The sequence below is a fragment of the Chelatococcus sp. KU-N122 genome (assembly GCF_055391085.1).
Genome location: NZ_AP043981.1, coordinates 1,302,673 through 1,324,461, shown reverse-complemented (window position 1 = coordinate 1,324,461; position 21,789 = coordinate 1,302,673). Strand labels below are relative to the sequence as shown.

General features: G+C 69.9%; 18 protein-coding genes and 1 CRISPR repeat array. Of the genes, 11 read left to right on the top strand and 7 right to left on the bottom strand.

Features of this window, described 5'->3' with window-relative positions:
• Window positions 1-148: 148 nt before the first annotated feature.
• The 3 genes from ACZ5PO_RS05900 to ACZ5PO_RS05890 form a co-directional block, all read right to left on the bottom strand.
• Entirely contained in the window at window positions 149-511 is a 363-nt protein-coding gene (locus ACZ5PO_RS05900; protein WP_464191238.1) for a chaperone modulator CbpM, read from the bottom strand.
• Window positions 508-1,413: a DnaJ C-terminal domain-containing protein gene (locus tag ACZ5PO_RS05895; protein ID WP_464191236.1), complete on the bottom strand. Its 906-nt coding sequence runs from the start codon at window positions 1,411-1,413 to the stop codon at window positions 508-510. The genes ACZ5PO_RS05900 and ACZ5PO_RS05895 overlap by 4 nt, the downstream gene beginning before the upstream one ends.
• A 105-nt stretch (window positions 1,414-1,518) precedes the next feature.
• Entirely contained in the window at window positions 1,519-2,421 is a 903-nt protein-coding gene (locus tag ACZ5PO_RS05890) for a LysR family transcriptional regulator (RefSeq protein ID WP_464191234.1), read from the bottom strand.
• Window positions 2,422-2,551: 130 nt separating this feature from the next.
• Here ACZ5PO_RS05890 and ACZ5PO_RS05885 point away from each other — a divergent pair, with 130 nt between their 5' ends.
• Window positions 2,552-3,532 carry an NADPH:quinone oxidoreductase family protein gene (locus ACZ5PO_RS05885; RefSeq protein WP_464191232.1) on the top strand — a complete coding sequence of 327 codons (981 nt, stop codon included), beginning with the start codon at window positions 2,552-2,554 and terminating at the stop codon, window positions 3,530-3,532.
• 77 nt (window positions 3,533-3,609) lie between these two features.
• Here the strand turns inward: ACZ5PO_RS05885 and ACZ5PO_RS05880 are convergent, their stop codons facing one another.
• Both ACZ5PO_RS05880 and ACZ5PO_RS05875 read right to left on the bottom strand, forming a co-directional pair.
• Window positions 3,610-4,062 (bottom strand): NIPSNAP family protein, encoded by a 453-nt coding sequence (locus tag ACZ5PO_RS05880; RefSeq protein WP_464191230.1) that lies wholly within the window; start codon window positions 4,060-4,062, stop codon window positions 3,610-3,612.
• 106 nt (window positions 4,063-4,168) lie between these two features.
• Window positions 4,169-5,068: a LysR family transcriptional regulator gene (locus tag ACZ5PO_RS05875; protein WP_464191228.1), complete on the bottom strand. Its 900-nt coding sequence runs from the start codon at window positions 5,066-5,068 to the stop codon at window positions 4,169-4,171.
• Between the two features lie 186 nt (window positions 5,069-5,254).
• On the opposite strand from ACZ5PO_RS05875, the gene ACZ5PO_RS05870 reads away from it, so the two are divergent.
• Both ACZ5PO_RS05870 and ACZ5PO_RS05865 read left to right on the top strand, forming a co-directional pair.
• Window positions 5,255-6,079, top strand: a complete 825-nt coding sequence (locus ACZ5PO_RS05870) for an arylamine N-acetyltransferase family protein (RefSeq protein ID WP_464191226.1) — start codon at window positions 5,255-5,257, stop codon at window positions 6,077-6,079.
• 214 nt (window positions 6,080-6,293) lie between these two features.
• On the top strand, window positions 6,294-7,499 hold the full coding sequence (locus tag ACZ5PO_RS05865; protein ID WP_464191223.1) for a threonine ammonia-lyase: 1,206 nt from the start codon (window positions 6,294-6,296) through the stop codon (window positions 7,497-7,499).
• 96 nt (window positions 7,500-7,595) lie between these two features.
• On the opposite strand, the gene ACZ5PO_RS05860 is transcribed toward ACZ5PO_RS05865, so the two are convergent.
• The gene (locus ACZ5PO_RS05860; RefSeq protein ID WP_464191221.1) at window positions 7,596-7,985 is read right to left on the bottom strand and encodes a rhodanese-like domain-containing protein; all 390 of its coding nucleotides are present in this window, start codon (window positions 7,983-7,985) and stop codon (window positions 7,596-7,598) included.
• A 161-nt stretch (window positions 7,986-8,146) separates the two neighbouring features.
• Here ACZ5PO_RS05860 and ACZ5PO_RS05855 point away from each other — a divergent pair, with 161 nt between their 5' ends.
• The 6 genes from ACZ5PO_RS05855 to ACZ5PO_RS05830 all read left to right on the top strand — a co-directional run bounded on the left by ACZ5PO_RS05855 (window position 8,147) and on the right by ACZ5PO_RS05830 (window position 15,143).
• The gene (locus ACZ5PO_RS05855; RefSeq protein ID WP_464191219.1) at window positions 8,147-9,124 is read left to right on the top strand and encodes an AraC family transcriptional regulator; all 978 of its coding nucleotides are present in this window, start codon (window positions 8,147-8,149) and stop codon (window positions 9,122-9,124) included.
• Window positions 9,125-9,319: 195 nt separating this feature from the next.
• Window positions 9,320-10,021 (top strand): GntR family transcriptional regulator, encoded by a 702-nt coding sequence (locus ACZ5PO_RS05850; protein ID WP_464191217.1) that lies wholly within the window; start codon window positions 9,320-9,322, stop codon window positions 10,019-10,021.
• 493 nt (window positions 10,022-10,514) lie between these two features.
• Window positions 10,515-11,930 carry an MFS transporter gene (locus tag ACZ5PO_RS05845; RefSeq protein ID WP_464191215.1) on the top strand — a complete coding sequence of 472 codons (1,416 nt, stop codon included), beginning with the start codon at window positions 10,515-10,517 and terminating at the stop codon, window positions 11,928-11,930.
• A 99-nt stretch (window positions 11,931-12,029) separates the two neighbouring features.
• Window positions 12,030-13,268, top strand: a complete 1,239-nt coding sequence (locus ACZ5PO_RS05840; protein ID WP_464191212.1) for an alpha/beta hydrolase family protein — start codon at window positions 12,030-12,032, stop codon at window positions 13,266-13,268.
• 85 nt (window positions 13,269-13,353) lie between these two features.
• On the top strand, window positions 13,354-14,115 hold the full coding sequence (locus ACZ5PO_RS05835) for an SDR family NAD(P)-dependent oxidoreductase (RefSeq protein ID WP_464191210.1): 762 nt from the start codon (window positions 13,354-13,356) through the stop codon (window positions 14,113-14,115).
• Window positions 14,116-14,258: 143 nt separating this feature from the next.
• A complete protein-coding gene (locus tag ACZ5PO_RS05830; protein WP_464191208.1) occupies window positions 14,259-15,143 on the top strand; it encodes a cupin-like domain-containing protein in 885 nt (294 codons plus the stop codon).
• A 299-nt stretch (window positions 15,144-15,442) separates the two neighbouring features.
• Window positions 15,443-16,661: direct repeats of the CRISPR family, unit length 37 nt; unit sequence GCTTCAATGAGGCTCCAGCGGTTCAGCTGGAGATGAG.
• 255 nt (window positions 16,662-16,916) lie between these two features.
• On the opposite strand, the gene ACZ5PO_RS05825 is transcribed toward ACZ5PO_RS05830, so the two are convergent.
• Complete coding sequence (locus ACZ5PO_RS05825; RefSeq protein ID WP_464191206.1) at window positions 16,917-18,128, bottom strand: ABC transporter substrate-binding protein; 1,212 nt, start codon at window positions 18,126-18,128, stop codon at window positions 16,917-16,919.
• 237 nt (window positions 18,129-18,365) lie between these two features.
• Here ACZ5PO_RS05825 and ACZ5PO_RS05820 point away from each other — a divergent pair, with 237 nt between their 5' ends.
• Both ACZ5PO_RS05820 and ACZ5PO_RS05815 read left to right on the top strand, forming a co-directional pair.
• Complete coding sequence (locus ACZ5PO_RS05820; protein ID WP_464191204.1) at window positions 18,366-19,880, top strand: S1C family serine protease; 1,515 nt, start codon at window positions 18,366-18,368, stop codon at window positions 19,878-19,880.
• Window positions 19,881-20,106: 226 nt separating this feature from the next.
• A complete protein-coding gene (locus ACZ5PO_RS05815) occupies window positions 20,107-21,732 on the top strand; it encodes a thiamine pyrophosphate-binding protein (protein WP_464191202.1) in 1,626 nt (541 codons plus the stop codon).
• Window positions 21,733-21,789: the final 57 nt, after the last annotated feature.

The following is a 21,789-nucleotide window of genomic DNA, read 5'->3' as shown; positions in this document are numbered from 1 at the left end:
AGCGAAGCGTCGACATCACTGTGCGAAAGCGCCTAGAGCATTTCTCTGCAATTGGATGAGATCATCCAATTGCAGAGAAATGCTCATAACTTTTTGAATCTGGAGCGCTTTTCTGCGATTGGGTGGGTCCACCCAATCGCAAAGCGCTCTAGCGGGCCGCCGGATCGGCAGTCCCGCCGGCCTCCGCCTGCGCCAGCCGCTCCACCTCGGCGCGGATCTGCTGGCGGACCGACACGTGCTGGGCGGCGACGGCGGCGCTCATGCCGCGCAGCGCCCGGCGCAGGCCGTGCACCTGGTCGACGAGATCGAGGATCACACCGATGCCGTCGTCGTTGACGCCCATCGGCCCGGTGAGGTCGCGGATCAGCTGCGCCCGCGCCACGTCGATGGCCGAGTAGCCGGCGCTGGCGGCCGCGCCCGTCTGGCGGACCCAGCCGGTGGCGACCCACAGCTCCAGCACGCGCGGCTCGATGCCCGCCTGCCGGCACAGCTCCGTCGCATCGATGCTCATATCCCCATCTCCTTGCGCGGATCGTGGGCCTTGCCGGCCGCCCAGCCCTCGGCGAAGGCTTCGAGCTCCGGATCGGGCGTCTCGGGCAGCACCACCCGCAGGGTCAGGTATTCGTCGCCCCGTCCGGCCACGCCCTTGCCCTTGAGCCGCAGCACGCGGCCGGTGCTGGACCCCTTGGGGACGGTGACGCTCACGGCCCCGGTGGGCGTCGGCACCGTCACCTTGCCGCCGAGCACCGCCTCCACCAGCGAGATCGGCACCTCCAGGCGGATGTCGTCGCCGTCGCGCTTGAAGTGGGGATGCGGCTTCACCGCGATCTCGATCAGAGCGTCGCCGGCTTCGCCGCCCTCCGGTCCGGGCTCGCCCTTGCCCTTGAGCCGCAGCGTCTGCCCGTCCTGCGCGGCGGGCGGCATGGCGACGTCGAGCGCCGAGCCGTCGGGCAGCACGATGCGCCGGGTGGCGCCGTTCACCGCGTCGAGGAAGTCGACGTCCAGGTGATAGTGCCGGTCGCGCCCGCGCAGGCGGACGCCGCGCGGGCCGCCGCCGCGGGCGAAGAAGGCGGCGAGGATGTCGTCGGCATCGCCCATGTCGGCATAGCCGGCGCCGCCGCCGTAGGCCCCGGCGGCCTCGCCGGCGTCGGCGAAATCGCGGTAGTAGCGGCGCTGCGGCCGCTCGGCGCCGGAGGCGTCGATCTCGCCGCGGTCGAAGCGGCCGCGCTTCTCCTCGTCGCCCAGGATGTCGTAGGCGGCCGATATCGCCTGGAATTTCTTCTCGGCCTCCTTGTCGCCCGGGTTCAGATCCGGGTGCAGCTTCTTGGCCAGCCCACGGAAGGCCTGCTGGATATCCTTCTGCGAGGCGTTCCTCGCTACACCGAGCAACTCGTAAGGGTCGGCATCCGCCATCGAATCCGGTCTCCCGCGCTCCACGCGCGCCAGCATCGCCCAGGCGGCGCGCCTGATCCAGCCCGCTCGCGCGTGGCCGGGGCCACGAGCGTCATGGCGGGCGCGCTAATCCGCGCCCGAGGCGGACGCGAGCGCCGCCGTCAGGTGATCGCGCAGGGCGCGCACGCGCGGCACGGCCGACTTGTGCCGCGGCCAGACGACGTAGATGCGGGCGCGCGGCAGCGTGATGTCGGCGGCCACCGGGCGCAGCCGGCCCGCCCTGAGGTCGTCGCCGATCAGATAGTCGGGAAGGCCAGCGATGCCGAGGCCGGCCAGGGCCATGATCCTGACGGCTTCCACGTCGCTGAGGATCATCCGCGGCCGTATCTGCAGCCGCCGGGTGACGCCGCCGTAGCGCACCGGCCAGATGGTCCGCGGCGCATAGGTGCGCTGCACGAGGCAGCGCTCTGGGACAAGGTCGTCGGGGCCATGGATGGGGTTGTGCTCGAGGTAGTCGGGCGTGGCGCAGATGGCGACGCGCATCCGGCCCACCAGCTTCGCTTCGAGCCCGGACTCGTGCGGCTCGGCCAGCCGCACGGCTAGATCGTAGCCCTCCGACAGCAGGTCCGCGTAGCGATCCGACAGGTCGATATCGAAGCGGACCAACGGGTGGCAGGCGCAAAACGGGGCGAGGGCCGGCAGCACGACGAGCCGCCCGAAGCTGGACGGCAGCGTGATGCGCAGCGGCCCCTGAGCGCGGGCGTCGTCGTCGTTGAGGTCGGCCTCGGCGTCGGCGAGGCTGGCGACCAGCGTGCGCACCACCTCGCCGTAGCGCTCGCCCGCCTCGGTGAGCATCAGGCGGCGCGTCGTGCGCTCCAGCAGCCGGCGGCCGAGCTGACGCTCCAGCTCGGCGACGCGGCGGCTCACGGTCGACTGGGTGACGCCGAGCTCGCGGGCGGCGGCGGTGAAGCCGCCGGCCTCGATCACCTTCAGGAAGGCCGCCACATTCTGGAGGTTGGCGCTATTCATCGAGCTAGTCGATAAATGAAATCCTGGGCCATGGGGAAGTCCCGCTGCGGCCGAGACCTTAAGTTCGCGCGGTTGGCGGCGCGGCGGTTGTTTCTGGGCCTGCGCGGCTTCACCCATCTGGAGCTGCTTCATGAAGACCGTGCGGGCCGAATCCATCGACTCCATCGATGACTACCGTCTCATCGAGGTGGCGACGCCGACACCCGCGGCCGGGCAGGTCCTCGTCAAGGTCCACGCCTGCGGCATGGGCTACGTCGACGCCCTCGTGGCGCTCGGCCGCTACCAGGTGAAGCCGCCGACCCCATTCACCCCTGGCATGGAGGTCGGCGGCGTCGTCGCGGCCGTCGGCGCCGGGGTCTCGCAGGTCGGGCCGGGCGACCGGGTGATGGCCTCCGCCTTCGGCGGCGGGCTGGCCGAATATGCGGTCGCGGCGGCGGAGACGGTGCGGCGCATCCCCGACGCCATGAGCTTCGGCCAGGCGGCCGGCTTCCGCACCAATTACGTCACCGCGCTACACGGGCTCAAGGACCGGGCGGCCTTGCAGCCGGGCGAGCGCCTATTGGTGCTGGGCGCGGCCGGTGGCGTCGGCGTGGCGGCCGTGCAGATCGGCGCGCTGCTCGGCGCCGAGGTCATCGCCGCCGCCTCCACGCCGGCGAAGCGCGCGTTTGCCCAGGAGCACGGGGCGCAGCACATCCTCGATACCGAGCCGGAGGGCTGGCGCGAGCGGCTGAAGGCGGCCTGCGGCGGCGCCGGGCCGGACGTGGTGTTCGATCCCGTCTGCGGCCCGCTGTTCGAGCCGGCCTTCCGCTCGCAGAGCTGGCGCGGCCGTCATCTGGTGGTGGGCTTCGCCGGCGGCCCGATCCCCAAGCTGCCGGTGAACCTGCCGCTGATGAAGGGCGCTGCCCTGGTCGGCGTCGACGTGCGGCAGTTCTTCCTGTTCGAGGCCGAGCGCGCCCAGGCGCATGTGACCCAGCTGCTCGCCTGGGTGGAGGAGGGCCGGCTGGCGCCGCCCGTCGGCCGCCGCTTTCCGCTCGCCGCCTTCGCCGAGGCGATGGAATTCGCCCTGTCCGGCCAGGGCTGGGGCAAGACCATCATCGACATCGCCGAGTGATCGGCCTGGAGCGCGTCCCGATCGGAGAGAAACGCTCCCGATGAAAAGACCTGGAGCTGCGGGGCGAGCGGTCGGGCCTACCGCCACTGCTGCGGCGAATAGTCGACGGCTTGCAGGATGCGCTCCTCGATCCCGCCGACCATGTCGCCGCTCACCGCCGCCGTCTCGCGCTTGATCCGGGCCCACTCCTCGTCCGCCATGAACCGGGCCCAGCGGTCCTTCATGACAGCCTCGTCGGGCCAGCGGACCACGTAGACGAACTCCGCGCGCTCGCCCGTCCTGGTCTCCCAGGCCGCGGTGATGTCGAAGTCGTAGCGCCGCATGATGCGCATGGCGTGGTCGCGGAAGCGGGCGTGGAAGGCCGCCTTGTTACTGTCGAATATTTCGTAGATCCGCAGCTGGTAGATCATTCCGTTGGCTTTCGAAGAGTTGTTCGCCAGTGCAAGGCCTGCGGCGAGGTGGACGATGGCGATGGCGAGGATGGCCCGTCGCAGGGCCGCGGCGGCGGCGCGCAGACGCCCGAACGGCATGGTGGATCCTCCGTCGTGAAGGGGCGGGACGCTGCAGCGGTCCCATAGTGCCGTCGCCGGGCGATAGGCGCCAATACTATCGATGAGCCGCCACGATCGGCGCTTGCTATCGCGCGGCCGCAGGATCGCCCGGCGCGGCCAGGGCCAGGAGGCGCTGCACGGCCGGTGGCTGCGGCCGGTCCTGCCAGCACAGCGCGCGCTCGAACCGGGCCTGCCGGCTCGTGATCGGCCGATAGACGATCTCGCCGGCGCGGAAGCCGGCCATGCTGCCGGGAACGATCGAGACCCCGGCGGCGACGGCCACCAGCGACAGCACCGCGTGCATGCCGTGCGCCTCCTGCACCACACGGGGGACGAAGCCCGCCTCCGCGCACAGGCGGATGGCCCGCAGGTGGAAGCCCCGCCCCTCCACCGCCGGCCACAGCACGAAGGGCTCGTCGGCAAGCGCGCCGAGACGCAGGCGGGAGCGGCCGGCGAGGGGATGCTCGTGCGGCAGCGCCATGGCCAGGCGGTCCGCATCGAAGGGCGCCAGGGCCATGTCGGCGCTGTCCGCCGCGGGCGGGATGAGCACGGCCACGTCGGCCCGCTGCTCCCTCAGCATCGCGACCTGCTGCGCCGTCGTCGCCTCGCGCAGCTCCAGGCGAATGCCCGGGCAATCCTGGCGGAAGCGGCGGATGAGGGCCGGCAGGCGCCCATAGAGCGCACTGCCGACATAGGACACGCGCACGATGCCGGCGCGGCCGTCCGCCGCCTCCTGCGCCGCGGCGACGGCGCGCTCCGCCTGGCGGACCGTGCGCCGCGCCTCGTCCAGGAAGGCGGCGCCGGCCGCGGTGAGCCGCACCGTGCGGTTGCCGCGCTCGATCAGCCGGGCGCCGATCTCCGCCTCCAGGCTGCGGACCGAAGCGGTGAGCGGCGGCTGCGACATGTTCAGCCGGGCCGCCGCCCGATGAAAATGCAGCTCCTCGGCCACGGCGATGAAATGCCGGAGCTGGCGCAGATCGATCATCCGCCCTCCTGTCGATGCGGGGGATACGATAGAGCCGGCGCGGCTCTGCCGCAGCAATGGCCGCTTCCAACCGCCCGCTTGCGCTGGCCACGATCCGGGGGGCACGATCGCGCGCGGCGGGGCATGTCACACCTGAGCGGTCCGTGTCGTCTTGATCGACACGCTCCACACGTCCCGGGAGGCAAGATGGTGCATCGCGTCGATCTCGACGCCTACTGCCGGCGCATCGGCTACGGCGGCCCGCGCACGCCGACGCTCGCGACCCTGACCGCCCTGCACGAGCTGCACCCGGCGGCCATCCCGTTCGAGGCGATCGACGTGCTGCTCGGCCGGCCGGTGGAGCTCGATCCCGCCGCGGTCGAGGCGAAGCTGGTCCACGGCGGGCGCGGCGGCTACTGCTTCGAGCACAACAGCCTGTTCAAGCGCGTGCTGGAGGCGATCGGCTTTGCCGTCACGGCGCACCTCGGCCGTGTCTATTGGGCAAGGGCCGCGCCGGCTGCCGTCCCGGCGCGCACGCACATGGCGCTCGCCGTCGCCGTCGACGGCGACGAATGGCTGGCGGACGTGGGCTTCGGCGCCTGCGTGCCGACGGCGCCGCTGCGCCTGGGTGATCCGGCGCCCCGGCGCCTGCGCCACGATACCCTGCGCGTGCGGCCGACGGCGGACGGCTGGGCCCTGGAGGCCTTCATCGACGATGCCTGGGTCACGGCCTACGACCTGTCGCGCACGCCCCAGCACGAGAGCGACTTCACCGTCGCCAACTGGTTCACCGCCACCCACCCGGGCAGCCACTTCACCCATGAGCTGATCCTGGCCCGCGTGGCGCCGGAGGTGAAATACACGCTGCTGCGCAACCGGCTGACGATCCGGCCGGTGGACGGCGAGGCGCAGCGCGTCGAGCTCACCGCGCCGCAGCTCCACGAGGCCCTGCGAGACCTGTTCCGCCTGACGCCGCAGCCGGACTGGGCGCCCCTGCTCGAGGCGATGGCCAGCGGCAGGGCCTGGCCATAGATGCCCGCGCCGGAGCGCTTGCTGGGCTGCGGGCCGCGTCTGATCGGACACGCCCTCGCCGGGCGTGCGAATGATCCCCCAGAAAGTGGACACCGGTTTTTGGACAAGATCATGCTCAAAACAAGGACTTAGAGAGGGATGATGATTCGAGGAAAAGTCATCCCGCCCTAAGGTGGGCGGCCACCCTTCGGCGTGGCAGCGGGGACGCCAGCACATGATCGGTCTCGACGACATCAAGGAAGCCGCTGCGCGCATTGAGGGCCAGGTCGTGCGCACGCCGCAGCTCTACGGCCAGGTGCTGTCGGACATGGCCGGCGCCCGCGTCTGGATCAAGTTCGAGAACCACCAGTTCACCGCCTCGTTCAAGGAGCGCGGCGCCCTCAACAAGCTGCTGACGCTCGATCCGGCGGTGCGGGCGCGCGGCGTCGCCGCCATGTCCGCCGGCAACCACGCGCAGGGCGTCGCCTTCCACGCCAGGCGGCTCGGCGTGCCGGCCACCATCGTCATGCCGCGGGCCACTCCGCTCACCAAGGTGGAGCACACCCGCGCCCACGGCGCCGAGGTGGTGCTGGCCGGCGACAGCCTGGCCGACGCGGCCGCCCGGGCGGCCGAGATCACGGCCGAGCGCGGCTTGACCTTCATCCACCCCTACGACGACCCGCAGGTGATCGCCGGCGCCGGCACCGTCGGCCTCGAGATGCTCGAGGATCAGCCCGGCCTCGATACGCTGATCGTGCCGATCGGCGGCGGCGGCCTGATCTCCGGCATCGCCACCGCCGCCAAGGCCATCAACCCCGCGATCCGGGTGGTCGGGGTGCAGGCGGCGCGCTATCCCGCCATGCACTGCGCGGTGAACGGCGCCGCGCTCGCCGGCGGCGGCAGCACCATCGCCGAGGGCATCGCCGTGAAGTATCCGGGCGAGCTCACCCGGGCCATCGTCCGCGCCCGCGTCGACGAGGTGCTGCTGGTCGACGAGCAGGCGCTGGAAGAGGCGGTGGCGCTCTATCTCAACATCGAGAAGACGGTGGCCGAAGGCGCCGGCGCCGCCGCGCTCGCCGGTCTGCTGGCCCACCGCGAGCGCTTCCGCGGCCGGTCGGTGGGGGTGGTGCTGTCGGGCGGCAACATCGATCCGCGCCTGCTGGCCTCGATCCTGGTGCGCGAGCTGATGCGGGAGCGCCGCATCGTCAAGCTGCGCATCGCCATCGCCGACCAGCCGGGGCTTTTGGCGCGTATCGCCACCACGCTCGGCGAGGCCGGTGCCAACATCCTCGAGGTGCAGCACCACCGCAGCCTGCTGGCGCTCTCGGCGCGCGACGCCGACGTGGAGGTGACCTTCGAGGCCATGGACGCGGACCACGCCGACGCCATCATCGCCGCCGTCCGCGCCGCGGGCTTCGATGCCGCGGTGGTGTCGTCGTGAGGCCCGAGCGGCGCAAGAGCCCCGGATCCAAAGGTCGGGAGCCTGCCTGTCCGACCGGATGAGGCGCATCCGACCGGACAGGGGGGCGACGCGGATCTAGGCCTGCTGGCCGGGATCCACGGGCCCGCCGCTCTCGCGCCAGTCCTTGAAGGCGCCGAGATTGTAGACGCGGTCGTAGCCCATGTCCTTGAGCACCTTGCCCGCCAGCGCCGAGCGGCCGCCGGAGGCGCAATAAACGATAATGGTCTTGCTCCTGTCGAAGGCCTTGTCGTGGTAGGGCGTGTCCGCGTCGGCGCGGAACTCCAGCATGCCCCGCGATACGTTCAGGGCGCCCGCGACCTTGCCGGTGGCGGCGACCTCCGGCGGGTCGCGCACGTCGACGACCAGCGTATCGGGCTTCGCCATCATCTCGCGCGCCTGCGCCGGCGTCACACGCGGCACGACCGCGTTGGCCGCTTCCATCATCTGCTTCACGTTCGTTGCCATTCCTGCTCCTCCTCCAAGCACGACGCCGTCCCCGGCCGCCGCGCTGGGGCCGCCGCCGCGGGGGCGGCGTCTTGGGGCGTTTGATATCGCTCGCGGCCGTTGCGGCGAATGATCGCGCATCCGGATTGCCTGATCGCCCGTCCAAACCGACAATGAGCGTGATGACGGACCCGCTCGCAGATGTGCTTCGCTCGGTTCGCCTGATCGGCGGCGTCTTCCTCGATGCCCGCTTCACGGCGCCGTGGTGCGTGACCGCGCGGATCGCCGCCGCGGACCTGAAGGACATCCTGGCCGCGCCGGGCGAGATGATCGCCTATCACGTCGTCATCCGCGGCGGTCTGCTGGCATACGTCGATGACGAGCCCGCCCTCGAGGTGCAGGCGGGCGAGGTCGTCCTGCTGCCGCGCAACGACGTGCACCTCCTGGCCAGCGCGCCGGGGCTCGGGCCGGTGAGCGCCAGGGATCTGATCCAGCCGGCGCCGGACGGCGGCCTCGCCCGCATCTCGCACGGCGGCGGTGGCGCCGAGACCCACGTCGTGTGCGGCTTCCTGGCCAGCGACGGCACGTACAATCCGCTGCTCGCCGCCCTGCCGCGGCTGCTCAAGCTCGACGTCCGCCACGGCCTGTCGCGGGATTGGATCGAGGCGTCGGTGCGTTTCGCCGCCGCCGAGCTCGCGGCGGGCCGGCTGGCGTCGTCGAGCGTCATGTCGCGCCTGTCGGAGACGCTGCTGGTGGAGGCCGTCCGCCACTACGCGTCGACGCTGGCGGACCCGCCGGCCGGCTGGCTCAAGGGACTGCGGGACCAGCATGTGGGGCGGGCGCTGGCCCTCATCCACCGGGACATCAGCATTCCCTGGTCGGCGGAGGCGCTGGCGCGGGAGGTGGCGTTGTCGCGCAGCGCCTTCATGGACCGCTTCCGCGCGCTCGTCGGCATGCCGCCGATCCGCTATCTGACGCTGCTGCGCCTGTCGAACGCCAAGCAGCAGCTGCGCGAGCAGGGCCGCAGCGTGGGCCAGCTCGCCCACGCCATCGGCTACGAATCCGAGGAGGCCTTCAGCCGGGCATTCAAGCGCGCCTTCGGCGTGTCGCCCGCGCGCTGGCGCGACGGCGCAGCCGCGGGCGAGCCGCCGCCGGCCTGACCGGCGGGCGGAACCGGAGGGCTCGCGTGCGGATGACAAGCGCGGTCGCCGCATTTATCGTGATGGCGAATTTTCCGCGAGGCGCCGCCGTCGTGCACGCGCCTCGCCGATGGCCGCACGGGGACCATGCCGCTTTCGGTACGCTCGTTGAAGACCGACGCAGACGCCGGACGGGGCCAGGCCCGATCCGAATCGATGGCCGACCGGAGCTATCGCCTGCTGCGGGAGGCCTTGCTGCGCGGCGATTTCGCCCCCGGGCAGGGGATCAGCCTGCGCGGCGCCGCCGATGCGCTCGGCGTGAGCGAGATGCCGGTGCGGCAGGCCTTGAGCCGTCTGCAGGCGGAGGGGGCGCTCAGGGCGGGCGACGGCGGCATGCTGGCCGTGCCGGAGCTGACCGAGCGCACGGCCGTGGAGATCCGCGATCTGCGGATCGCGCTCGAGGGGATGGCCGCGGCCCGCGCCGCCGATCTCGCCACCGACGACGACGTGGCCATCGTCGCGGCGCGGCTCGAGCCGTTGGAGGCCGCGGTGTGCGCCGGCGACATGCGCGCCTACCTGGTGGCCAACCGCGATTTCCATTTCAGCATCTACGACATCGCCGGATCGGAGCTGGTCGTGCCGCTCGTCGACCGACTGTGGGTGGGGTATTCGGCTTACACGCGGCTGGGCACTCCGGCCGACGTCGCGGGCACGCTCAAGAACCACCGCGACATGCTGAAGGGGATGCAGCGGCGGGATGCGGTGCTGGTCCGCGCCGCCGTCGTCCAGGACTGCTGCGACAGCTGCGAGATCCTGCTGCGCATCCTGGCCGAGGAGCGTGCCGCCGGGCACGCGGCGGTGTTCGACGGCACCGCGCGGCCGATGCTGCGCCGCCGCGGGCGGCCGCCGAAGCGCTGACGACGCACAGACGACGTCCTGCGGGCCGCCGCCGACGCTCCGGCCGTGGATCATCCAAGACCGACGTTTTGCGTGATCGCGTGTTTCGGATTTTCCGCGGAATAGCGTGATACCGCTATGTCGACCCCGCACCGCGGTGCGCCGGCCATGAACGGGCACGCCGCGTCGACCGTCGCCGTTCGCGCGTCGATCTCTGGAAAATAAGATAATTATTTCAACCTATTGTCTGTTCTCTATCGATCGTCGCGAAGGCTTCGAAGTCGTGCGTCTCGGCGGCCTTCGGTTTCCGCACCGATTCGCCGCTTGACAGCTTCAGCGGCTCGATAAAATATTGTGATCGCGATTTATAAACGAAGGGTCGCCCCAGCGAGCCCCCGCCCCCGACACCCGTGACCGGTCACCCGTCCAGACCTGTCCTCAGGTCAGGCCCTGCCCGGGGAGGAGAGCGGCAAAGGCCATCGCTCGGGAAGCGACCCGCACGCCGGAGGAAACGATGAGCACGTCTGCCCGAACAGTCGGCGAAATGATCGACGAGATGCCTCTCACGCGCCGCTACTGGACGTCCATGTCCCTGCTCGGCGCGCTGACCATCGCCGATTACTTCGACTTCTACGTCGTCGCCTTCCTGGTGGCGGTGCTCGGCCCACAGTGGAACCTCACCTTCGGCCAGTCGGCGATCATCCTGCTCAGCGCCGGCCTCGGCTCGATCGTCGGCGCCCTCGTCTGGGGCAGCCTGTCCGACCACCACGGCCGCCGCGTCGCCCTCGTGCTCGGCACCGTCCTGTGCGGTGTCAGCGCCGCGTCGGTGGCGCTGGTGCCCGACGGCGGCTGGATCCTGTTCGCCGTGCTCCGCTTCTTCGTCGGCGTCGGGCTGGCCGGCGCGGCGACGCCCGGCATGGCGCTCGCCGTCGAGTACACGCCGCGGCGGTGGCGCACGATCCTCACCGGGCTGCTCGTCGTCGCCGCCACCGTCGGCACGCTCATCGCCTCGACCACGATCGCGGGGCTCCTGTCGTACCTGGGGTGGCGCGGGGTCGCGGCCGTCGGCATCGTGCCGGCGTTCCTCGGCCTGGTGGTCCTGGCCGTGGCGCCGGAATCGGCCCGCTGGCTGGCGTCGCGCGGGCGCATGGGCGAGGCGCGGCAGGCGCTGGCGCGCATGGCCGGGGTCCCGGCTTCCGCCCTCGCCATGCCGGCCGCCGACGCGGGCTCGCCCGGGACGGTGCCGTTCAGAGCGCTGCTCCGCGACATGCGCCGCTTCTGGCTGACGATCCTGCTGTGGGCCGGCACGCTCACCGCCAACTACGGCATCTACCTGTGGGGGCCGACGCTGGTGGCGCTGCTGCTCGGCGCCACACCGGCGGAGACGGCACGGATCTTCATGCTGGTCTCGCTCATGGGGATCCTGGGCAAGATCATCTTCTCGATCTTGCCGCAGAAGCTCGGCCGCCGCCGTTGCAACGAGATCGGTTGCTTCGGCATCGTCATCGTGCTCGTCGCCATCGCGCTGTTCCACGATGAGCGGATCGCGGGCGTGCCCGTGTTGGCGCCGCTGCTGATCCTGGGCGCGCTGTTCTTCGACGGCGTCATCGCCAACCTGGCGCCCTATACCGTCGAGATCTATCCGACGGAGCTGGCGGCGCGCGGCTACGGGCTCGGCCAGGCCGCCAACGGCGTGGGCAAGATCGCCGGCCCGCTGGTGCTGGCGCTCATCGCCGGTGCCAGCAACTTCGTCGCGCCGAAGGCCACGATCGAGGCGGCGACGCCCGCCTTCCTGTTCCTGGCAGCCTGCGCCCTGGCGTCGGCCCTGGCATCGGTGCTGATCCCCATCGATCCGCTGGAACCTGGCGCGGAGGCCGCGGCGCATGCTGCCGACCCGGTGCCGGCCGCGGCCCGACCCAGTCAAGTCTAGCCCAAGTACAGCCGCGCTAGGCCGCGCCCAAGACCTTGCACGACGGTGCCGGCGAAAAAATTCGCCCATCCCCCAATGAGCTCAACTGGAGACGATACGATGTCCGCTGCATCCCTGTCAGACAAGGCCGACGCCGGCCGGACCATCGCCAGCCGCGCGGGCGAATATCGGGCCGAAGGCTACGTGCACTGGCCTGAAGACCCGGCGCTCAGCTTTCAGTTCCTGCGCGTCCTGGCCGCTGCCCAGGAGGGGGCGAGCACCATCGGCGAATGCTTCCTGGCGGCCTCGCGCATCGATCCGGCCGATCACGACACGTGGCATACGGCCTGGGTCGCCATGGGCGACCGCAGCCGCGAACGGGCCGAGCGGGCGCTCGCCGCCGGCCATGTGGAAACGGCGCGCATGAACTGGCTGCGCGCCGCCAATTACTATCGCTCCGGCGAGTTCCTGCTTCAGCCCGACGATCCGCGCCGCCTCAAAACCTTCGACAAGGTCGAGGCCTGCTCCCATCATTACCTGCGGTTGCTGCAGCCGGCCGGCGAGGTCGTCCGCATTCCCTATGTGGACGGCGCCCATCTCGACGCCTACTTTCTGCGCGCGCCGGCGGCCGCGGCGCCGACACCCGTGATGATCGCCTTCGGCGGGCTCGACGAGTTCAAGGACGAGCTGTTGCACGAGATGCCGAAGCACGCCTTCGCGCGCGGCCTGTCGCTGCTGCTGGTCGACCTGCCCGGGCAGGGCGGAACGCTGCGCCGGCAAAAGATCGCCAATCGCCATGACACCGAGGTCCCGGTGAGCGCCTGCGTGGACTACCTCGTCGGCCGCGGCGACATCGACCCCGAGCGCATCGCCCTCTATGGCGCCAGCCTGGGTGGCTATTACGCGCCGCGGGCCGCCTGCTTCGAGCTCCGCATCAAGGCGGTGGTGTCCGACGGCGCGATCTGGGACCAGGAGCTGCTCGTCCGGCGCCTGATCGTCGACAACGCGGAGTCGGAGCTTGCCATGCTGGCGAAATGGGTGTTCGGCGCGGCCACGGTGCACGACGTCCTCGAGAAGTCGAAGGCGTTCAAGCTGGACGGCGTGCTGGACAAGCTGCGCTGCCCCTATCTCATCACCCACGGGGGGGGGGCGGACTGGCTCGGTCTCGACGTGGCGCAGCTGTCGTTCGACTACGCCAGGCGCCACGGCGTCGACGTGACCCTAAAAATCTTCGAGCCGCAGGAGACCGGCGCGGCGCACTGCCAGATCGACAATCCGACCCTCGGCCAGGAGTTCATCTGCGACTGGATCGCCGACCGCCTTGGCGTCGACCAGGCGCAGCTGCCGCGGGCGGCGTGATCGCGGCGCATCGCGCCGAACGGCACGGATTATGCCAATCCGGGCGCAACTGCGGCAGCAGGACGAGCAGGAAGCGAGGATCCACATGAACAGGCTGGACGGCAAGGTCGCCATCATCACCGGCGGCTCGCAAGGCATCGGCGAGGCTATCGCAAAGGCCTATGCGGCCGAAGGCGCGCGGGTCGCCATCGTCTACAGCCGCAATGCCGACGCGGCCGGCGCGGTGGTCGCGGCGATCGAAGCCGCCGGCGGCGAGGCAAAGGCTTTTCGCGGCGACTGCTCGCAGGTCGCCGACATCCGCCGCGTGGTCTCCGAGATCGGCGACGCCTTCGGCCGCATCGACATTTTGGTCAACAACGCCGGCACCTTCAGGACGGTGCCGATCACCGAGACGACGGAAGCGATCTGGGACGAGCAGATCGACCTCAACCTGAAGGGCACGTTCTTCTGCTCGCAGGCGGTGCTGCCCTACTTCCGGCGCCAGGGCGGCGGCAGGATCGTCAACCTGAGCTCGATCGCCGGCGTCGGCGCCTTTCCGAACTGCGCGGCCTATTGCGCCTCCAAGGGCGGCGTCACCATGCTGACGCGGGCCATGGCGGCGGAGCTGGCCAAGGAGCGCATCAACGTCAACGCCATCGCGCCCGGCAATGTCGCCACGCCGATCAACGCGCACCTGCGCGGGCCCGGCAGCGAGGCGTACCTCAAGCTGATGAGCGACAACACGCCCACCGGCCGGGCGTTCATGGACGTGGAGGACATGACCGGCGCGGCCGTCTTCCTGGCCAGCGACGAGGCAAGGGGGGTGCATGGCGCCGTCCTGATGGTGGACGACGGCTGGGCCGCCTGAGCGGCGCGTCGGGAACCGATCCCGCCCTTGTCGGGGCGGGCGCCCATACCTCCAACGGCCGATCGACCTACCGCGAGTTGTCGACTTGGCGCCGCGGCAGCCTTGGCCTGACAACGGGGGCTCGTGACCCCGTTGGAGGCCCCATGCTGACCAGGCCATCAGCCCTGCCGGGCGATCGCTGGACGACCGTGAACCCGATCGAGAACTGTCGCCAGCAACTGCACAAGAAGGCGTTCGCGGTCCGGCACCCGCTCGCCGAGCACCCGCTGTTCACCGTCGAGGCGCTGACGGCCGTCGCCGCGGAGGCTGCGGCCCGCAAGGACGATATCTACGTCGACGTGGGCGATCTGTCGCTGACCGACAAATGGGGCACGACCCCGAAGCCCGACATGACCATTCCGGAGATCATCGACCGCATCGAGACGGCCGGGGCCTGGCTGGTGATGAAGCACGTGGAGAAGAACCCGGCCTACAAGCGCGTCCTTGACGACTACGAGGCGTTCATCCGCGACCTCGCCGGGCCGGAGGGATCGAAGCTTCTCCGCAACGCCGAGATGCTGGTGTTCATGACCTCGCCGCGGCGCAAGACGCCCTATCACTTCGATGCCGAGGTCAATGTCCTGGTGCAGATCCACGGCTCCAAGGACCTGTGGGTGTGCGATCCCCTCGACCGCAGCATCACCACCGAGGAGGAGATCGAGCGCTACTACGCCGTCGACATCACCGCCGGCACCTACAAGCCGCACGCCGAACGGGCGGCGCAGAAGTTTACGCTGCGTCCCGGCGATGCCGTGCACATCCCCACCCACGGCGCCCACTGGGTGCAGAACCACGACGAGGTCTCGATTTCGCTGAGCCTCAACCTGGAGCTGCCCAACTGGATGCACGCCGACGTCTACCGCGCCAACCACTACCTGCGCCGCTTCGGCCTGGCGCCGCGGCCGCCGGGGCGCTCGCCGCTCGCCGACCGCTCCAAGGCCGCGGCGATCGACGGCCTGCGCCGCGCCAAGCGCCTGGTGAAGGGGTAGGGAGCTTCGGCCGATCCGTGGGAGATCGAGACGAATGGCGCCATGGCACGGGTTTGGGTTTCCAAGTCGATGGATAGCCGGGGTCAAGCCCGGCTATGACGTTGAGGATAAAGGTCTTCCGCCTCTACGATCGTCATGGTCGGGCTTGACCCGGCCATCCATCCGCTGAAAGAATCAAGGCCTGTGCGCAGGCCCGCGAGCCCGCTTGCCGGTCGATGCCGGCGGCGGCTTCGATGAGGCTGCTCTGACCAGCTGGAGATGAGTCGACCGCCATAGGCGAACTTTGCCTTCGCCGGCGGCTTTCAATGAGGCTCCAACGGTGCAACTGGAGATGAGGCAGGTGCTCGACCAGCACCCGCACGAATGGCTCGCTTCAATGAGGCTCCAGCGGTTCAGCTGGAGATGAGGCTATCCCGCGCAAGCTGCCCGGCCTATCGCGCTGGATGCTTCAATGAGGCTCCAGCGGTTCAGCTGGAGATGAGCAGGTCGCGCAGATCGCTCGCGCCAAACTCCTCTTGGCTTCAATGAGGCTCCAGCGGTTCAGCTGGAGATGAGGCAGACGGAGGACGATCGCCGGCAGGCGCTGGTGGTGCTTCAATGAGGCTCCAGCGGTTCAGCTGGAGATGAGGTTCGGTCGCCTTCCGCAATCCGGACGGCAGCACGGAGGCTTCAATGAGGCTCCAGCCGTTCAGCTGGAGATGAGAGATCTTCGATGTCGCCATCGGCCTTATCCAGGAAGGGCTTCAATGAGGCTCCAGCCGTTCAGCTGGAGATGAGCTTGGTGCCCGGCGTCAGCTCGTAGCCGATGATGACGCTTCAATGAGGCTCCAGCGGTTCAGCTGGAGATGAGGACGCTCGACGAGATCACGCTTGGGCCGGGGCCGACCGCTTCAATGAGGCTCCAGCGGTTCAGCTGGAGATGAGGTCAATGCCCTGCAGAAGGGCTCGTGGCCCTATGAGCTTCAATGAGGCTCCAGCGGTTCAGCTGGAGATGAGCCGTCTTCGGCAGATAGAGGGGTGATGACCACCCGGGCTTCAATGAGGCTCCAGCGGTTCAGCTGGAGATGAGGGCGATGGGTTCGACATCACGGCCACCATCGTGAAGCTTCAATGAGGCTCCAGCGGTTCAGCTGGAGATGAGCAGGCCGGCGCGCAGCTCCGAATGGCACAGGCCCGGCTTCAATGAGGCTCCAGCGGTTCAGCTGGAGATGAGGCCCTGGGCATACCTCTTCTTCGACGAGGCCCATGGCCATGTTGCTTCAATGAGGCTCCAGCGGTTCAGCTGGAGATGAGACCGCCACGCGTGGGCTCTACCACAGGAAGGCGATGCCGCTTCAATGAGGCTCCAGCGGTTCAGCTGGAGATGAGACCGCCACGCGTGGGCTCTACCACAGGAAGGCGATGCCGCTTCAATGAGGCTCCAGCGGTTCAGCTGGAGATGAGGCCACCGAGTGATGGCAACCACAATCACCTACGCCATCGCTTCAATGAGGCTCCAGCGGTTCAGCTGGAGATGAGGGCCCCTCCAAATTCGTCGTATCCGACAGGCGCTTTCGGGGCCTTTTGCGAGGGGTTGCCGGCGCGAGCAGCTCAGAGCGTTGCCAAGCGGCCCACGACATTCTCCACGTTGTCAAAGAGCCTGCAAGATCAAGGTCGTATCGGCCTGCGAGCGCTGCCGCACGAATCCGGCGCGCCGGAGCGCTCGCGTGGCCGCGGCAGCCTAGCCGATTCCGGCCCTGCGGCCCAGTCGCGCCCGCGGCTGGGCGCCGGCGCCTACTTCTTCACCAGCGGGCAGGCCGACGTGGCGAGGGACTGGAAGGCCTGGTCGCCCGGCACGGTGTCGACGATCTTGTAGACGTCCCACTTGCCCGTCGATTCCGCCGGCGACTTCACCTGCACCAGGTACATGTCGTGGATCATCTGGCCGTCGTCGCGGATGTGGCCGTTCCTGGCGAACAGATCGTTGATCGGCGTCTGCTTCATCTGGGCGACGACGGCCTTGGCCTCGTCGGTCTTGGCTGCCGCGACCGCCTTGAGGTAGTGGCTCACGGCGGAATAGATGCCCGCCTGCATCATCGTCGGCATGCGGCCGATCTTGTCGTAGAAGCGCTTGGCGAAGGCGCGGGTCTGGTCGTCCTTGTCCCAGTAGAAGGCGTCGGTGAGCATCATGCCCTGGGCGATGTCGAGGCCGACGCCGGGCACGTCGGTGATGCCGAACAGGAGGCCGATCAGCTTCTGGCCGCCGCTGACCAGGCCGAACTCGGACGCCTGCTTGATGACGTTCTGGGTGTCCTGGCCGGAATCGGCCAGCGCCACCACCTTGGCCTTGGAGGTCTGCGCTTGCAGCACCTGTGAGGCGAAATCGGCGTTGTTGAACGGGTGCTTGGCGCTGCCCAGCACCTTGCCGCCGTTGGCCTGCACCACGGCGGTGGCGTCCCGCTCCAGCTGGTGGCCGAAGGTGTAGTCGGCGGTGATGAAGAACCAGGTGTCGTCGCCGCGCTTGGCCAGCGCCTTGCCGGCGACATTGGCGAGCGCGTAGGTGTTGTAGACCCACTGGATGCCGTTGGGCGAGCAGGCGGCCCCCGTCAGCTCCGAGGAGCCGGGGCCGGCCATCAGGAACACCCTGTTCTTCTCGCGGGTGAGCTGCTGCACGCCGAGCGCGATGGACGACACCGGCACGTCGAGGATGACGTCGACGTGCTCCACGTCGTACCAGCGCCGCGCGGTGGCCAGCCCGATGTCGGTCTTGCTCTGGTGGTCGGCGAAGGTGAGCTCGATCGGCTTGCCCAGCACGGTGCCGCCAAAGTCCTCGATGGCCATCTGCGCGGCCACCACCGAGCCCTTGCCGGTGCCGTCGGCGCTGGGGCCGCTGAGATCGGTGAGCACGCCGAGCTTGACGACGTCGTCGGAGACCTGGGCGGACGCCGGGGCGCCCGCGAGGGCGCAGGCGAGGGCAGCGGCGGCGATGACGGCGGCTCTTTTCACGCGGACGTTCCTTCCCGTTCGATCGTTGTGTCCCGGCGGCAGGTACAGCGGCCGCCGGGAATCTGCGGCAGGGTGCGTCGCCGCGGCCCGCCTGCGCAACCCGGCCTTGAGCATGGCGGCCCGCGGTTTTTGCAGCGCTGCCGCGGAGCTCGGCCGGATCCCTGCGTCCGCTCGCCATGGTTGAATGGCGCGGCGTAGCCGCTAGACTGCCAGCGTGGGCTGTGCCGGGCAGGTGAGATGAGCGCTCCGTCCCTGTTGAGATCGGTCGTGGTGGCGGTGCTGCTTGCGTTTGCCGGGCCGGCCGCCGCCGCGCCCGCCGTTGCGCCGGCGGGCTTCGACGAGGCCCGGCTGAGCTTCGAGACGCAACTGACGGTGGCGCAGAGGCTCGACGTCCAGGTGCTGCTGATCGCCGCCGGCTATCTGACGGCGGTGCCGATCGAGGGCTTCAGCCTGCGCACCTTTGCCGCGCTGCAGCGCGCCGCCGGCGCCTGCGGCCTGCCGCCGATCGGCATCGTTACCGGCGGTCTGCTGGCATGCCTGCGCCGGGCGGCCGACCCCATGTTCGACCTCTGGGGCTTCGAGAAGGTGCGCCACCCCAGGCGCCCCGTGTCGATCTGGGTGCCCCTCGGGCTCGGCCTGGATGTGAGCCGGAACGCCGACGGCATCATCTACCAGGACCCCGAGAGCCGGTTGATGCTCGGCTTTCTGGCGCTGAAGGGCACCATCGCGGACATCTATGCGCAGGCCAATGCGGAGATGGCCCGCGACGGCTCGACCATCCACTACCGGGTCTTCAAGGATGGCTGGTTCGTGATCTCGGCGACAAGCCGGACCGGGCTCGACCGGTATCATCGCTTCCATCAGGACGGCCCCTATGTCACCGGCTTCATGCTCTCGTGGAACAATGCCAACGGCAACGTCTCGGGCGAGCGGATCGCCATCCTGATGTCGGCGTCGCTGTGGTCGCGCATGACCGGGGCGCCCTTCGTCGAGCCGCCGTATCGCCAGCCGCAGGCGGTGAGCCGGCCGGAGCCTCCGGCCGCGCCGGTGCCGGCCCCCGCCCCGCCGCCTCCCGCGGCGCCCGCCCGCCCGGTCCCGCCGGCGCCGGAGCCGCAACCGGTCGACCAGGTGCAGACCGGCACGGGCTTCTTCGTCGCCGCCGACGGCAGCTTCATCACCAACGCCCACGTGGTCGAGGGCTGCACCATGATCCGGGTGAGGCGGGAGGATGGCGCCGTTGAGGACGGGCGCCTGGTGGCGAAGGACACGGTCAATGATCTCGCCCTGCTCAAGGTGCAGACGGCTCCGCCGGGCAGCGTCGCGGCGCTCCGGGGCACGGTGCGGCTGGGCGAGGGCGTCGCCGCCTTCGGCTTCCCTCACGCCGACATCCTTTCCACGTCCGGCAATTTCACCCTGGGCAACGTCACCGCGCTCAGCGGGCTCGGCGACGACGTGCGCTTCATGCAGGTCTCGACCCCGGTGCAGGCCGGCAACTCCGGCGGACCGCTGCTCGACCAGTCGGGCAATTTGGTGGGCGTGGTCACCGCCAAGCTCAACGCGCTCAAGGTGGCCATCGCCAGCGGCGACCTGCCCCAGAACGTGAACTTTGCCCTGAAGGCCTCGATCCTCGGCGCCTTCCTCGACGCCAACCGCGTCGCCTACGGCACGGGCTCGGTCGCGCCGAAGGCGCTCGAGCCCGCCGACATCGCCGACCGGGCACGGGCCATCAGCGCCATGGTGGGCTGCCGCTAAGGTCGTGACGGACGGAGCCCGACCCCGACGCCAGGTTTCCAAGTCGATGGATAGCCGGCCGGGCTTGACCCGCCATCCATCCGCTCGATGGGCGCACGCCTGCGCCCCGACGCCACGTTGGCGCCGGATCGACGGGGATGGCGGGAGGCGATAGGCTGAATTCTCTCAAGTGCCGCGCCAGACCGGCCCGCGACTATACCTGCTTGCAGCGGCTAGGGAGATGAATATGAAGGTCCACGAAGCTCTGGCCAGATCTATACTCGATCAAGACGTCGAGGTCATGTTCGGGCTGATCGGCGATGCCAATCTCTACATGGTGGACAGCTTCATCAAACAGGGACGGGCGCGCTATGTCGCCGCCGCCAACGAAGCGGGCGCCGTGCTGATGGCGATCGGCTATGCGCACGTGTCCGGCAAGGTCGGGGTGGCCACCGTCACGCACGGACCGGCGGTGACGAACACGCTGACCGCGCTCATCGAAGCCTGCAAGGCGTCGCTGCCCGTCGTGCTGCTGGCGGGGGACACGGCGGTTGCCGACCGGTTCCATATCCAGAACATCGACCAGCGCGAGTTCTTCCTCGCGACGGGGGCGGGCTTCGTGCAGCTGCGCGCGCCCGAGACGGTCGCCGAGGATGTCGCCACCGCCTTCCGGCGAGCCCGCGTCGAGCGGCGGCCGGTCGTCCTCAACATGCCCGCCGACTTCCAGTGGCTGGAGACGAACTACGTCACGCGCCGCCATTACGTGCCCGAGCGCAGCGAGCACATCGTCGACGGCCTGGAGATGGACAATGCCGTCGGCATCATCGCCGCCGCCAGGCGTCCCGTCGTGCTCTGCGGCCGCGGCGCCTGCGAGCCGGAGGCGCGCGCGCACCTGCGGGCCTTGGCCGACCGCATCGGGGCGCCGGTGGCCTCGACGCTCAAGGCCAAGGGGGCGTTCGACGGCCACCCCTTCAATCTCGGCATCTTCGGCACCTTCAGCACGCCCGTTGCGCTCGACACCATCATGAAGAGCGACTGCATCATCGCCTTCGGCGCCGGTCTCAACCAGTATACGACCGCGCAGGGCAGCCTCCTCAAAGGAAAGCGCCTGATTCATGTGAGCGCGCAGCCGGGGGACCTGGGCCGCCACGTCGTCCCCGATGCCGGCCTGGTGGGCGAGCCCGGGCGGACGGCGCAGCGGATGGTCGAGCTGCTGGACGAGGCGGAGATCGCGCCCTCCGGCCACTGCACGGAGGAGCTGCGCGAGGCGATCGCGGGCTTCAGCTACGGGCCGCTCGCCGTCCCCAAGCCGCGCCCGTCGACGGTCGACATCCGGCAGGCGCTGCGCGCGCTGGACCAAGCGGTCGCCCCGGAGCGCACGCTCGTCACCGATGCCGGCCGCTTCCTGATCGAGGCGTGGCCGCTCATGACCGTCAAGGATCCGCGCTCCTTCGTCTACACGGTGAACTTCGGCTCGATCGGCTTCGGCGTGGCCGAGGCAGTGGGCGCGGCGCTCGCCTCGGAGGGGCGCCCCACGCTGCTGATCACGGGCGACGGCGGCTTCATGCTGGGCGGCCTCGGCGAATTCCATTCGGCCGTCCGGGCCAAGGTCGACCTGGTGGTCGTCATCTGCAACGACGGCAGCTATGGCGCGGAGCACATCCAGTTCCGCAGCAAGCAGATGGACCCGGCGATCTCGCTGTTCGACTGGCCGGATTTCGCGCCGGTGGCCGAGACGCTCGGCGGCACCGGCATCACCGTCCGCTCCGAGGCGGACCTGGCGCAGGCGGTGACGGCGATCCGGGGTGGGGCACGGCCGCTGCTGATCGACCTCAAGCTCGACCCCGACAGCATGCCGTCGATCGGCCATTAGTGCGGACCGTTCCAGCGTCATGGCCGGGCTTGACGCTGGCAGGGCGGGAGCTGCGCC